We start from the raw sequence: 15,270 nt of genomic DNA on the forward strand, positions 1-15,270 counted from the left end.
ATTATTAGATTACTAGTCGATTATTCGGCTAGAGGCTGGTGCTTAATGGCACCGGCCTTTTTGCGCTATAGGAATAGTTGAAATTTCGTCTCGTTTGTTCGACTATGCTAAAGCCTAAATGTGTTGTTTAACATTTAGCACTACAAAACGATACAACTAAGATCTGTCCCACGGTTGGACAGAGTGGGTCACTTATCAGCGAGCTGAGGAACCATATGGTTTACTCTTATACAGAGAAAAAACGTATTCGTAAGGACTTTGGTAAGCGTCCGCAGGTTATTGAGACTCCTTACCTATTGTCTATCCAGCTTGATTCGTTTAAACGTTTCATCAACGTTGATCCTGAAGGCGAAGTTGGACTAGAAGCTGCATTTCGTAGCGTATTTCCGATCAAGAGCTATTCTGGTACATCGGAATTACAATATGTGAGTTTCCGCTTAGGCGAACCTGTGTTTGACGTGAAAGAATGTCAAATCCGTGGTGTTACATATTCCGCCCCCCTTCGAGTCAAGCTACGTCTAGTGCTTTATGATAGAGACGCACCAGCGGGCACTGTAAAGGATATTAAAGAGCAAGAAGTGTACATGGGTGAAATGCCACTCATGACAGAGAACGGTACTTTCGTTATCAATGGTACTGAGCGCGTAATAGTATCTCAGCTACATCGTTCTCCGGGTGTCTTCTTCGACCATGACAAGGGTAAAACCCATAGCTCTGGTAAAGTTCTTTATAATGCTCGAGTTATTCCTTACCGTGGATCTTGGTTAGATTTTGAGTTCGATCCAAAAGACAACCTATTTGTCCGTATTGACCGTCGTCGTAAACTACCAAGTACGATCATTCTTCGTGCCTTAGAGTACAGCACGGAAGAAATCTTGGATATGTTCTTCGAGAAAGTACATTTCGAGATCAAAGACGGTAAATTAACGTTAGATCTGATCGCTGATCGTCTACGTGGTGAAGTCGCAACCTTCGATATTATGGTTGATGGCGAAGTACTGGTAGAAACCGGTCGCCGTATCACTGCACGCCATATTCGCGAGTTGCAGAAAAAAGACGTTAAGCGCTTAGAAGTGCCAGCTGAGTACATCGTCGGTAAAGTGGCAGCAAAAGATTACATCAATGCTGAAACTGGCGAAGTTATCGTACCTGCGAACACTGAGCTAACCCTTGAAATGGTTGCTGAAATGTCACTGGCTGGCATTAAAGAGTTTGAAACGCTTTACACGAGCGAATTAGACAGCGGTGCATACATTTCAAATACCCTACGCATTGATGCTTCGACTAACCGTCTTGAAGCGCTCGTAGAAATTTATCGCATGATGCGTCCTGGTGAGCCACCAACGCGTGATGCAGCTGAAGCCTTATTTGAAAACCTGTTCTTCAATGACGATCGTTACGACCTATCTAAAGTAGGCCGTATGAAGTTTAACCGTCGTGTTGATTTTGAAGACGAGCAAGGCGCAGGCACATTAAGCAAAGAAGATATTGTTGCGGTCATGAAGACCTTGATCAATATCCGCGATGGTAAAGGCGAAGTGGACGATATCGATCACTTAGGCAACCGTCGTATCCGTTGTGTTGGTGAAATGGCTGAAAACCAATTCCGTGTTGGCCTTGTTCGCGTAGAACGTGCCGTGCGTGAGCGTCTGTCACTGGGTGATCTAGACGCGGTAATGCCACAAGATCTGATCAACGCTAAACCGATCTCGGCCGCTGTGAAAGAATTCTTTGGTTCTTCTCAGTTGTCACAATTTATGGACCAAAACAACCCGCTATCAGAAGTCACGCACAAGCGTCGTATTTCTGCATTAGGTCCAGGTGGTCTAACACGTGAACGTGCAGGCTTTGAAGTGCGCGACGTACATCCGACCCACTACGGTCGTTTATGTCCGATCGAAACGCCTGAAGGTCCAAACATCGGTCTAATTAACTCGTTATCTACCTTCTCACGTACCAATTCGTATGGTTTCTTAGAAACACCATACCGTAAAGTGGTTGATGGGGTGATGACCGATGACGTTGAGTACCTGTCGGCAATCGAAGAAGGTAACTATGTTATCGCACAGGCAAATGCCGCGGTTGACGAAGAAGCTAACTTGATTGATGAGTTGATCCCATGTCGTCACAAAGGTGAATCTACCTTTATGACAGCGGATCAAATTCAATACATGGACGTTTCTCCACAGCAGATCATTTCTGTGGCGGCATCGCTTATCCCGTTCCTAGAACACGATGATGCGAACCGTGCATTGATGGGCTCGAACATGCAACGTCAAGCTGTACCTACGCTAATCGCTGATAAGCCGTTAGTAGGTACCGGTATTGAGAAGCGTATCGCGGTTGACTCTGGTGTTACTGTGGTCGCGAAACGTGGTGGTGTGGTTGATTACGTGGATGCATCTCGCATCGTAATCAAGGTAAATGAAGAAGAAATGGTACCAGGCGAAGCCGGTATCGACATTTACAACCTAAACAAGTACACCCGTTCGAACCAAAACACCTGTATTAACCAACGTCCAACTTGTAAGTTGGGTGAGCCAATTGTTAAAGGTGACGTACTCGCTGACGGTCCTTCTACCGACTTGGGTGAATTAGCCCTAGGCCAAAACATGAAGATTGCCTTCATGCCTTGGAACGGTTACAACTTCGAGGACTCGATCACTGTATCTGAGCGCGTAGTTAAAGAAGATCGCTTTACCACGATCCACATTCAAGAGCTTTCTTGTATCTCTCGTGATACTAAGTTAGGTCCAGAAGAGATCACAGCGGACATCCCGAACGTAGGTGAATCAGCCCTAAGCAAACTAGATGAATCTGGTGTTGTTTATGTCGGCGCTGAAGTTAAGCCTGGTGACATCCTAGTGGGTAAAGTAACACCTAAAGGTGAGACCCAGCTAACCCCAGAAGAGAAGCTACTACGTGCTATCTTCGGTGAGAAAGCGTCGGATGTGAAAGACAGCTCACTACGTGTATCTAACTCGGTTTACGGTACGGTTATCGACGTTCAAGTCTTCACGCGTGATGGTGTAGAAAAAGATAAGCGTGCAATCGAAATCGAAGAGATGCAGCTGAAAGAAGCGAAGAAGGACTTAACCGAAGAGTTTAAGATCCTTGAAGACGGCATCTTCTCTCGTGCTAAGAACCTATTAATTGCAGCAGGCAAATCAGAAGAAACCCTGGTTAAGACCTCACGCGATAAGTGGTTTGAAATTGCACTGGCTGACGAAGAAGTACAAAACCAATTAGAACAAATTGGTGAACAGTACGACGAATTGAAAGCCGAATTCGACAAGAAATTCGATATCAAGCGTCGCAAGATCATCCAAGGTGATGACCTAGCACCAGGCGTATTGAAGATCGTTAAAGTTTACCTAGCGGTTAAACGTCGTATTCAACCGGGTGATAAGATGGCGGGTCGTCACGGTAACAAAGGTGTTATCTCGACTATCGTACCTATCGAAGACATGCCTCATGACGAGCATGGTGAACCGGTTGACATCGTACTAAACCCATTGGGTGTACCGTCACGGATGAACATAGGTCAGGTACTTGAAACCCACTTAGGTCTTGCGGCCAAAGGGGTGGGCGAGAAAATTGATCGCATGCTTAAAGAGCAGCGTGAAGTTGAAATCGCTAAGTTACGTGAGTTTATCCAGCAGGTTTATGATTTAGGTAATACTCGCCAGGAAGTGGATCTAACCACCTTTACCGATGATGAAGTATTACGCTTAGCGCACCATTTACGTAAAGGTCTGCCGACGGCAACACCTGCGTTTGATGGCGCCAAAGAAGCAGAAATTAAAGAGCTACTGCGCTTAGCTGATTTACCTGATTCAGGTCAGCTACAGTTGTTCGATGGCCGCACTGGTAACCCATTCGAGCGTCCAGTGACTGTTGGTTACATGTACATGCTGAAACTTAACCACTTGGTTGATGACAAGATGCATGCGCGTTCTACGGGCTCTTACAGCCTAGTAACTCAACAACCTCTGGGTGGTAAAGCTCAGTTCGGTGGTCAACGTTTCGGTGAGATGGAAGTATGGGCACTAGAAGCATACGGTGCCGCTTATACGCTTCAAGAAATGCTGACGGTGAAGTCAGATGATGTGAACGGTCGTACTAAGATGTATAAGAACATCGTTGACGGCGACCACAGAATGGAACCAGGCATGCCTGAATCATTCAACGTATTGTTGAAAGAAATCCGTTCTCTAAGCATCAACATCGAGCTAGACGAGAGTTAAGCAGGGCTTTAGCCTGAAGTGAGTAAAGCGCTTTCATCGCGAAAGCGCTTTTAGCGTCGTTCCCAGTGGGAGAAAAACGTGAAAGACTTATTAAAGTTTTTAAAACAGCAAAATAAGACCGAAGAATTTGATGGCATCAAAATCGGTCTTGCTTCACCTGATCAAGTTCGTTCTTGGTCTTTTGGTGAAGTGAAAAAGCCAGAAACCATTAATTACCGTACTTTCAAGCCTGAGCGTGATGGCCTGTTCTGTGCGCGTATTTTTGGTCCAGTTAAAGACTACGAATGTTTGTGTGGTAAGTACAAGCGTTTGAAACACCGTGGTGTTATCTGTGAGAAGTGTGGCGTAGAAGTTACCCAGACTAAAGTTCGCCGTGACCGTATGGGTCATATTGAGCTGGCTTCTCCGGTTGCACACATTTGGTTCTTAAAATCGCTACCATCTCGCATCGGTCTATTACTAGACATGACGCTACGTGATATCGAGCGTATCCTATACTTTGAATCTTTCGTGGTTATCGAGCCAGGTATGACTAACCTGGAGCGCGGTCAGATGCTGACCGAAGAAAACTACCTTGATGCGCTTGAAGAGTGGGGCGATGAGTTTGAAGCTAAGATGGGCGCAGAAGCCGTACTTCAGCTATTAAAAGCTATCGATCTGCAAAATGAAATCGAAGTGATGCACGAAGAGTTAGAGTCAACTAACTCTGAAACTAAGCGTAAGAAGCTGACTAAGCGTCTTAAGCTAATGGAAGCATTTGAGCAATCAGGTAACAAACCTGAATGGATGATCCTAACGGTTCTTCCTGTATTGCCACCTGATCTACGTCCACTTGTACCACTAGACGGCGGCCGTTTCGCGACTTCAGATCTTAACGATCTTTACCGTCGTGTTATCAACCGTAACAACCGTCTAAAGCGTCTATTGGATCTTGCTGCTCCTGACATCATCGTACGTAACGAAAAGCGTATGTTACAAGAGTCAGTTGATGCGCTATTAGATAACGGTCGTCGTGGCCGCGCTATCACAGGTTCAAACAAGCGTCCTCTAAAATCCCTTGCTGATATGATCAAGGGTAAACAAGGTCGTTTCCGTCAAAACCTACTAGGTAAGCGTGTTGACTACTCAGGTCGTTCGGTTATTACCGTAGGTCCGACACTGCGTCTACAGCAGTGTGGTCTGCCTAAGAAGATGGCCCTTGAACTGTTCAAGCCATTCGTATATGGCAAACTAGAAGCACGTGGCCTAGCGACAACCATCAAAGCAGCTAAGAAACTAGTTGAGCGTGAAGGCGGTGAAGTTTGGGATATCTTAGAAGAAGTTATCCGCGAACACCCGGTTATGTTAAACCGTGCACCAACACTTCACAGATTAGGTATCCAAGCATTTGAACCTGTACTCATCGAAGGTAAAGCGATCCAACTACACCCCTTGGTGTGTGCGGCCTATAACGCGGACTTCGACGGTGACCAAATGGCGGTACACGTACCTCTAACTATCGAAGCACAGTTAGAAGCACGTACCCTAATGATGTCAACTAACAACGTCCTTTCTCCTGCGAACGGTGAGCCAATTATCGTACCTTCGCAAGACGTTGTATTGGGTCTTTACTACATGACGCGTGATCGCATTAATGCGAAAGGCGAAGCCATGTGGTTCAAGAGCCCGAAAGAAGCTGAAAAAGCATACCGTGCGGGCATGGTTGAATTACATGCACGCGTTAAAGTGCGTATCACTGAAACCGTTATCGATGATGAAGGTAACCGCAGTGAAGTGACCAACCTGAAGGACACCACAGTAGGTCGTTCGATTCTTTGGTTGATCGCACCGGCAGGAATGGATTTTGATCTGTTTAACCAAGCCATTGGTAAGAAACAAGTATCGGGTCTGATCAACGCTTGTTACCGTAAACTCGGTCTAAAACCAACGGTTATCTTTGCTGACCAATTAATGTACACAGGTTTCCACTACGCGACTCTGTCTGGTGCATCGGTTGGTATCAACGACATGGTAATCCCTGACGAGAAGAAAGGCATCATTGAAGCCGCTGAAGAAGAAGTTCAAGAAATTTCTGAACAGTTCCAATCAGGTCTCGTCACCGCGGGTGAGCGTTACAACAAAGTTATCGATATCTGGGCTTCGGCTAACGAACAAGTTTCTAAAGCCATGATGGAAAACCTGTCAACTGAAACGGTGATTAACCGCGACGGTGAAGAGGAAACTCAGAAGTCATTTAACAGCATTTACATGATGGCCGACTCAGGTGCTCGTGGTAGTGCGGCACAGATTCGTCAGCTAGCGGGTATGCGTGGTCTGATGGCTAAGCCAGATGGCTCCATCATCGAAACGCCAATCGTGGCTAACTTCCGTGAAGGTCTAAACGTACTCCAGTACTTTATCTCTACTCACGGTGCGCGTAAGGGTCTAGCGGATACGGCACTTAAGACAGCGAACTCGGGTTACCTAACTCGTCGTCTAGTTGACGTGGCACAAGACTTGGTAGTAACCGAAGAAGATTGTGGTACCCACGAAGGTCTGATCGTGATGCCATTGATCGAAGGCGGTGACGTTGTTGAGCCACTACGCGAGCGTGTTCTAGGTCGTGTGGTTGCAGAAGACATCATCAAGCCAGGTACTGAAGACGAAGTGCTGGTTGAGCGTAATGTTATGCTTGACGAGAAACTGTGTGACCTACTCGAGGAAAACTCGGTAGACACAGTTAAAGTGCGTTCGGTTATCACTTGTGAAAACGACTACGGTGTGTGTGCACACTGTTACGGTCGTGACCTTGCACGAGGCCACTTAGTCGGTCAAGGTGAGGCAGTGGGTGTTATTGCAGCACAATCAATCGGTGAGCCGGGTACACAGCTAACCATGCGTACCTTCCACATCGGTGGTGCGGCATCTCGTGCGTCAGCTGAGAACAACATCCAAGTTAAGAACACAGGTAGCGTGAAACTTCACAACGCTAAGTTCGTTGTCAACAGCGATGGTAAGCCAGTAGTGACTTCTCGTTCGACCGAGTTAATGGTACTTGACGAGCTAGGTCAAACCAAAGAAGCGCACAAAGTGCCTTACGGTGCGATCCTTGAGAAGAAAGACGGTGAAGCGATCAGTGCCGGTGAAGTGGTTGCCAACTGGGACCCACATACTCACCCAATCATCACTGAAGTGGCGGGTATCATCAAGTTTGCTGACTTGATTGAATCGGTTACGGTGACGCGTCAAACCGACGAGCTAACTGGTCTATCTAGCACTGTTGTTCTGGATCCAGGTCAACGTCCAAGTGCGGGTAAAGAAATGCGCCCAATGGTTAAGCTAGTTGATGCTGCGGGTAACGACATTAACATTCCGGGCACTGACATTGCTGCACAATACTTCTTACCAGGTAACGCGATTGTTAACCTAGAAGATGGCGCGCAAGTTAACGTGGGTGATGCGCTAGCGCGTATTCCACAAGAAAGCTCGAAGACCCGTGATATTACCGGTGGTCTACCTCGCGTTGCGGACTTATTCGAAGCACGTACTCCAAAAGATGCGGCTATCCTTGCAGAAGTAACGGGTACCATTTCTTACGGTAAAGAGACCAAAGGTAAGCGTCGTCTCGTGATCACTCAGCCTGATGGCGAGCATTACGAAGAGATGATTCCTAAGTGGCGTCACCTTAACGTGTTCGAGGGTGAGAAGGTTCAAAAAGGTGAAGTTATCGCCGATGGTCCTGAATCACCACATGATATTTTACGTCTGCGTGGTATTAGCCCTGTGGCTAATTACATCGCTAACGAAGTACAAGACGTTTACCGTCTACAAGGCGTAAAAATCAACGATAAGCACATTGAGGTTATCGTACGTCAAATGCTGCGTAAGGTGTTGATTAAGACTTCTGGCGATACTGACTTCTTACCTGGTGAGCAAGTTGAAGTGGCACGCGTTAACATCGCTAACCGCAAATTGATTGCTGAAGGTAAACAGCCTGCTACGTTCATTCACGAACTGTTAGGTATTACTAAAGCATCACTAGCAACAGAATCTTTCATCTCTGCGGCTTCGTTCCAAGAAACGACGCGCGTACTGACGGAAGCGGCTGTTGGCGGTAAGGTTGACGAGCTACGTGGTCTGAAAGAAAACGTTATCGTGGGTCGTCTGATCCCAGCCGGTACCGGTTATGCTTACCATAAAGAGCGCAACGAGCGTCGCAATAACCCAGATGCTGACAAACCTGCACCGGTAACAGCTGACGAAGCGGAGCAAAGCTTAGCGAACCTACTTAACCTAGCTGATTCTGGTGACAATTAATCATCCAGTTTAGCTCAGTCTTAAGGCACCTTCGGGTGCCTTTTTTTATGCTTGTTGTATGGCCTGTGTAGTTTGGTATCGAAATAGTAGGCTGATTGCCTTGTCACAATTGGTTCATCTGTGATTGTTAACTTGAACAAGTAACTTGCTAATAACAGAGAAGCAATATGGCAAAAGTGATTCACACCTATCGTACGGTTTGGCTTTCTGATGTTCATTTGGGCTTTAAAGATTGTAAGGCAGAATATCTGATTGAGTTTTTGCAGAACATGCGCTGTGAAAAGCTCATACTGGCAGGCGATATCGTCGACTTTTGGGCGTTGAAACGGCAAGCCTATTGGCCTGCGTCGCACATGCAAGTGGTACAATTGCTGTTTGACCTCGCGCGCCAAGGCACCAAAATCATTTATGTTCCCGGTAACCACGATGCCGCCATTCGTCAGCTTGGCCAACCCGAGCTAAATTTGGCAGAAATCCATCATCAATACCAGCACACAACCAGCGCCGGTTTGAAGGTGCTGGTGCTGCATGGGGATGAATTTGATGCCATGGTCTGCTATTCCAAGCTGACGGCGTTCATTGGCGATTTGTCTTATGACCTATTACTGTTTCTAAATCGCCATGTTTATCGCTGGCGTAAGCGCCTAGGGCTCAATTACTGGTCACTTGCTGGCTATATTAAAGAGCGGATCCCAAAAGCCAATGTCGCTATTGCTCGGTTTCGTCAAGCCGCGATCACCTACGCAAAACGCAAACAAGTCGATATGTTAGTTTGTGGCCATATCCACCACCCTGAAGTGGTGTCGGAACAGGGCATTATTTACGCGAATTTAGGCGATTGGGTCGAAAACTGCAGCGCCTTGGTTGAGGAGCTCGATGGGCGGTTGCACTTGGTTCGCAGCACCGAAAATACCGAGTCTTTGGAGCGGTTGGAGGAATCCAATTGGTCGGGCGTGGCATAGCTGCGTTTTGTGTTGGATTAAGTTAAGATACTTGCCTGTTTAATTAACGAGTCCAACCACATGACTAAGCAAATTGTTGCCACTAACGATGCTCCTGCCGCTATCGGCCCCTACTCACAAGCCAATAAACTCGGCGATTTGGTCTTTACTTCGGGTCAAATCCCCTTGCAGCCCGACACCATGGAAGTGTTGCAAGGTGATGTGACAGCGCAAGCTGAATTAGTAATGAAAAACCTGATGGCAGTATTGGCAGAAGCAGGCGCTGACGCGACGACGGTTGTTAAAACGACTTGCTTTCTAAGTGATATGAACGACTTTGTGGCATTTAACGAAGTTTATGGTCGTTACTTCCCAAGCAATGCGCCAGCACGCAGCTGTGTTGAAGTTGCCCGCCTACCAAAAGACGTATTAGTTGAAGTTGAAGCCATCGCTTACGTTAAATAATCCACCTCGGCCCATTTAACGAAGAGGTAAGAGGAACCATGCGACTTGCAATATTAGTGAATTCACCCGCCTATGGCACACAAGGCTCAGCAACGGCTTACCGCTTTTGCCAAGCTGCGATCACCAAGGGGCATCAGATTGCTGGTGTTTTTTTCTATCAGCAAGGCGTCGCTAATGCCAATGCATTGACCTTGCCTGCCAGTGATGAAACTAACCTGGTGCAGTTATGGGCCGATTTAGCCAGTCAACACCAATTCCCGTTAGATGTTTGTATTGCTGCGGCCCTTCGGCGCGGGGTCGTTGATGAGGTGAGTGCCCAAGAACAACGATTACCTGCTAACAACTTAATGGCACCTTTTGCCATGACAGGGCTAGGTCAACTCGCTGAATTAGTCGGCCGTGCTGACCGCTTAGTTCAGTTCTAGCTTGACCCTAAAATCTGAGAAACCTATGAAACTTGCTATCCTCAATACTCAAGCGCCCCATGGTAATGCTAATGCGAGAGAATCCCTTGATGCGGTTCTCGCCTTGTCGGCATTCACTGAGCAGCTAACCGTATTGTTCAGCGGCGATGGCGTATATCAATTGCAACCTAACCAGCAGCCGCAGGCTATCATGCAGCGCCACATTGAGCCCATGTTTAAGCTACTGGACTTGTACGATGTTGAGTCGGTTTTTGTGTCACTAGAAGACTGTCAACAACGTCACCTTGATCCTACCCAGTTGGCAATCCCAGTGACAGCGTTATCGGCGAGCGACTTTAATCAGGTGTTACAGCAACAACAATACCTGATCAAATTTTAGGAGCAGCCATGATTTTACATACTGTTAAACAATCACCCCATAGTGATCTGAGCCTTAGTCAAGCTTTAGCAAAGATGGGCCCGCAAGATGTGTTATTGCTACTTGAAAATGCGGTCCTTGCCATTGCTGGTCAGCACCCTTGGGAGTCTGAACTGGCGGCCCTCGCCAAGCAAGGCCGTTTATATTTGATTAAAGCAGACTTAGATGCCCGTGGTATTACCGCAGGTTACGGCCATGTTATCGATTACCCGGATTTTGTTGAGTTAGTGGTGGAAGCCGACACTAGCCTAGCTTGGTAATAGCAGTCTATGTAAGGCTGTTATCAGGCCCGTGCGTGATGGGGTAAATCTCGGCTCAAAGGAAAGCCAAGGCAAAATGGTTTACTTTATGAGCAGAGTTGTCCTTGACACACCTTAACAAGGGTAATAAAATTTCGCGTCCCCAGTTTTGGGGCCGATTTTTCACGTTATATAAGTATCAGGAGCTATTTTTAATGGCAACAATTTCACAGCTGGTTCGCAAACCACGTAAAGCACCGGTTAAAAAAACCAACGTGCCTGCGCTGCAAGCGTGCCCACAAAGACGTGGTGTATGTACTCGCGTATATACTACTACTCCTAAAAAACCTAACTCGGCACTACGTAAAGTTGCTCGTGTTCGTTTAACTAACGGCTTCGAAGTAACTTCTTACATCGGTGGTGAAGGTCACAACCTACAAGAGCACAGCGTAATCCTAATTCGCGGTGGTCGTGTAAAAGACTTACCGGGTGTTCGTTACCACACAGTACGTGGTGCACTAGATACTTCTGGTGTAACTGCACGCCGTCAAGGTCGTTCTAAGTACGGTGCTAAACGTCCTAAGGGTTAATGGTTCTTCGTAAAGTAAGGCCAAGCATAAACAATTTTAATTAATCGTTTATAAACAATTTTAAATAATCGTTTTGGGTAACACCTGAAGCAAACGGAGAATATTAAGATGCCAAGAAGACGCGTCGTCGGTCAGCGTAAAATCCTACCGGATCCTAAGTTCGGATCAGAGATTCTGGCCAAATTCATCAACGTAGTAATGGTTGATGGTAAAAAATCTATTTCAGAAAAAATCGTATACGGTGCACTAGAAGCTGCTGCTGAAAAGAGCGGTAAAGAGCACCTAGACATTTTTGAAGTAGCTCTTGATAACGTGCGCCCAACTGTCGAGGTTAAATCTCGTCGTGTGGGTGGTTCTACTTACCAAGTTCCAGTTGAAGTACGTCCTAGCCGTCGTAATGCGCTGGCTATGCGTTGGTTAGTTGAAGCTGCACGTAAACGTGGTGAAAAATCAATGGCTGCACGCCTAGCTGGTGAGCTAATCGATGCTGCCGACAACAAAGGCACTGCGGTTAAGAAACGTGAAGACGTTCACCGTATGGCTGAAGCAAACAAAGCGTTTGCACATTACCGCTGGTAATATTATGGCGTGGCTAGTAGGCCACGCCGTTAGTTGTTATCTGAAGAAACGCTTAGTTGTTAAGCGTTTCTTTAGTTAAGAGGAAATATTGTGGCTCGTACAACTCCCTTAGAGCGTTACCGAAATATTGGTATTTGTGCTCATGTTGACGCAGGCAAAACTACCACTACTGAACGCGTGCTTTTTTACACCGGCTTATCTCACAAAATTGGTGAGGTACATGACGGTGCTGCCACCATGGACTGGATGGAACAAGAGCAAGAGCGTGGTATCACTATCACTTCTGCTGCCACCACCACCTTCTGGCGTGGTATGGAAGCGCAATTCGACGAACATCGCATTAACATCATTGATACCCCTGGACACGTAGACTTCACCATTGAAGTTGAGCGTTCTTTGCGTGTACTCGATGGGGCGGTGGTTGTGTTTTGTGGCTCCTCAGGTGTTGAACCTCAATCAGAGACAGTATGGCGTCAAGCTGACAAATACGAAGTGCCTCGCATGGTATTTGTGAACAAGATGGACCGTGCAGGGGCTAACTTTGAGCGTGTTGTGGACCAAATCCGCGATCGTTTGGGTGCCAACTGTGTTCCGATCCAACTTAATATTGGTGCCGAAGAAGAGTTTCGTGGTGTTATCGACTTAATTAAAATGAAGGCGATTAACTGGAACGAAGCCGATCAGGGCATGACCTTTGAATATGCAGATATCCCGGCCGATCTACAAGATCAGGCAGAGGAAATGCGTGAATTCATGGTTGAAAGTGCCGCTGAAGCCTCTGATGAGCTGATGGAAAAGTACCTTGAAGAAGGTGAACTGTCAGAACAAGACATCAAAGCAGGCCTGCGCAAACGCACCATTAATAATGAAATCGTTTTAGCTTGCTGTGGTAGTGCCTTCAAAAACAAAGGCGTACAAGCCGTATTGGATGCAGTAGTGGAATACCTACCTGCGCCCAACCAAGTTAAAGCCATCACAGGTGTTGATGAGCAAGAAAACGAAGTCAGCCGACAATCGTCTGACGATGAACCTTTTGCAGCCTTAGCATTTAAGATTGCCACCGACCCCTTTGTGGGCACGCTGACTTTTTTACGTGTCTATTCGGGTGTCGTAAATACAGGTGATGCTGTTTACAACTCGGTCAAGCAAAAGCGTGAGCGTTTTGGTCGTATCGTGCAAATGCACGCCAATGACCGTAAAGAATTGAAAGAAGTCCGTGCGGGCGACATAGCAGCTGCGATAGGGCTAAAAGATGTCACTACCGGTGACACGCTATGTGATATGGATAATAAAGTTATCCTTGAACGCATGGAGTTTCCTGAGCCAGTGATTCAAATCGCGGTTGAGCCAAAAACCAAGGCCGACCAAGAGAAGATGGCCATTGCGTTACAAAAGTTAGCGGCTGAAGATCCTTCATTCCGTGTGGAAACTGACGAAGAGTCTGCACAAACCTTGATTTCTGGTATGGGTGAACTACACCTAGATATCATCGTAGACCGAATGAAGCGTGAGTTCAGTGTTGACTGTAACGTCGGTAAACCTCAAGTTGCTTACCGTGAAGCCATTCGCAAGGCGGTAGAAGTTGAGGGCAAATTCATTCGTCAATCAGGTGGTCGTGGTCAATACGGTCATGTTTGGTTGAAGATGGAGCCGTTAGAGCCAGGTTCGGGTTACGAATTTGTCAACGAAATCGTGGGCGGTGTGGTACCAAAAGACTACATTCCTGCCGTTGATAAAGGCTGTAAAGAACAAATGGACCAAGGGGTATTAGCTGGGTTCCCTATGCTAGATGTCAAAGTCACCCTGTTTGATGGTTCATTCCACGATGTTGACTCCAATGAAATGGCGTTTAAGATCGCTGGAGCAATGGGCTTTAGAGCGGGTGCGCTAAAAGCAGATCCTGTTATTCTAGAGCCGATGATGAAGGTTGAAGTGACCACCCCTGAAGACTGGATGGGCGATGTAGTTGGTGACTTGAATCGTCGTCGCGGTATGATTGAAGGCATGGATGAAGGTCCAGCTGGTCTAAAAATCATCCGAGCTAAGGTTCCGTTAGCAGAAATGTTCGGTTATGCTACCGATGTGCGTTCTGCCACACAGGGCCGCGCTTCGTACTCGATGGAATTCAAAGAGTACAATGAAGCACCTAAAAACATCGCTGACGCTATCATTGAAGCGAAGTAATCGGAGAGGGGAATCGTCCCATCTCTGTTTAATGTAATTTTGATGGTCCATAACAAATGGGCTAACACTTAGATAAAGAAGGTACACGTCGTGTCTAAAGAAAAATTTGAACGTAGTAAGCCTCACGTAAACGTGGGCACTATCGGTCACGTTGACCATGGTAAAACAACTCTAACTGCTGCAATCTCTGCAGTACTTACTAAAGCTTACGGTGGTGAAACTAAAGATTTCGCATCTATCGATAATGCTCCAGAAGAGCGTGAGCGCGGTATTACGATCAATACTTCTCACATCGAGTACGACACACCGACTCGTCACTACGCACACGTAGACTGTCCAGGACACGCCGATTATGTTAAAAACATGATCACTGGTGCTGCACAAATGGACGGCGCAATCCTAGTAGTAGCTGCGACAGATGGCCCAATGCCACAAACGCGTGAGCACATCCTACTTTCTCGTCAAGTTGGTGTACCTTACATCATCGTATTCATGAACAAATGTGACATGGTTGACGACGAAGAGCTACTAGAGCTAGTAGAAATGGAAGTTCGTGAACTTCTATCTGAGTACGACTTCCCAGGTGATGACCTACCACTAATCCAAGGTTCAGCGCTTAAAGCCCTAGAAGGCGACGAAGCGTGGGAAGCGAAAGTACTAGAGCTAGCTGAAGCACTAGACACTTACATCCCAGAGCCAGAGCGTGAAATCGATAAGCCATTCATCATGCCTATCGAAGACGTATTCTCAATCCAAGGCCGTGGTACAGTAGTAACTGGCCGTATCGAAGCTGGTATCATCAAAGTACAAGACGAAGTAGAAATCGTAGGTATCCGCGAAACTACTAAGACAACTTGTACAGGTGTTGAGATGTTCCGTAAGCTGC

11 protein-coding genes are annotated in these 15,270 nt (G+C 46.7%); all 11 read left to right on the forward strand.

Features of this window, described 5'->3' with window-relative positions; genetic code table 11:
- The first annotated feature begins 215 nt into the window (after nt 1-215).
- Nucleotides 216-4,247: a DNA-directed RNA polymerase subunit beta gene (gene rpoB, locus K6Y21_RS12690; protein ID WP_233072212.1), complete on the forward strand. Its 4,032-nt coding sequence runs from the start codon at nt 216-218 to the stop codon at nt 4,245-4,247.
- A 78-nt stretch (nt 4,248-4,325) separates the two neighbouring features.
- Nucleotides 4,326-8,543, forward strand: a complete 4,218-nt coding sequence (gene rpoC / locus K6Y21_RS12695) for a DNA-directed RNA polymerase subunit beta' (protein WP_233072213.1) — start codon at nt 4,326-4,328, stop codon at nt 8,541-8,543.
- 167 nt (nt 8,544-8,710) lie between these two features.
- Complete coding sequence (locus K6Y21_RS12700; protein ID WP_233072214.1) at nt 8,711-9,505, forward strand: UDP-2,3-diacylglucosamine diphosphatase; 795 nt, start codon at nt 8,711-8,713, stop codon at nt 9,503-9,505.
- A gap of 60 nt (nt 9,506-9,565) precedes the next feature.
- Nucleotides 9,566-9,949, forward strand: coding sequence for a RidA family protein (locus K6Y21_RS12705; protein WP_233072215.1), 384 nt, complete (start codon nt 9,566-9,568; stop codon nt 9,947-9,949).
- Nucleotides 9,950-9,987: 38 nt separating this feature from the next.
- On the forward strand, nt 9,988-10,374 hold the full coding sequence (gene tusD, locus K6Y21_RS12710) for a sulfurtransferase complex subunit TusD (RefSeq protein WP_233072216.1): 387 nt from the start codon (nt 9,988-9,990) through the stop codon (nt 10,372-10,374).
- Between the two features lie 25 nt (nt 10,375-10,399).
- A complete protein-coding gene (gene tusC, locus K6Y21_RS12715) occupies nt 10,400-10,753 on the forward strand; it encodes a sulfurtransferase complex subunit TusC (protein WP_233072217.1) in 354 nt (117 codons plus the stop codon).
- 8 nt (nt 10,754-10,761) lie between these two features.
- Nucleotides 10,762-11,052 carry a sulfurtransferase complex subunit TusB gene (tusB, locus tag K6Y21_RS12720; protein WP_233072218.1) on the forward strand — a complete coding sequence of 97 codons (291 nt, stop codon included), beginning with the start codon at nt 10,762-10,764 and terminating at the stop codon, nt 11,050-11,052.
- Between the two features lie 194 nt (nt 11,053-11,246).
- Nucleotides 11,247-11,621, forward strand: a complete 375-nt coding sequence (gene rpsL / locus K6Y21_RS12725; RefSeq protein ID WP_233072219.1) for a 30S ribosomal protein S12 — start codon at nt 11,247-11,249, stop codon at nt 11,619-11,621.
- Nucleotides 11,622-11,729: 108 nt separating this feature from the next.
- The gene (gene rpsG / locus K6Y21_RS12730) at nt 11,730-12,200 is read left to right on the forward strand and encodes a 30S ribosomal protein S7 (protein WP_233072220.1); all 471 of its coding nucleotides are present in this window, start codon (nt 11,730-11,732) and stop codon (nt 12,198-12,200) included.
- A 90-nt stretch (nt 12,201-12,290) separates the two neighbouring features.
- Nucleotides 12,291-14,384, forward strand: coding sequence for an elongation factor G (gene fusA / locus K6Y21_RS12735; RefSeq protein ID WP_233072221.1), 2,094 nt, complete (start codon nt 12,291-12,293; stop codon nt 14,382-14,384).
- 90 nt (nt 14,385-14,474) lie between these two features.
- The coding region (locus K6Y21_RS12740) for an elongation factor Tu (protein WP_233072222.1) at nt 14,475-15,270 on the forward strand (796 nt) is incomplete at its 3' end.

Source organism: Motilimonas eburnea, assembly GCF_021295345.1.
Classification (GTDB): Bacteria; Pseudomonadota; Gammaproteobacteria; order Enterobacterales; family CBDFNC01; genus Motilimonas; species Motilimonas eburnea.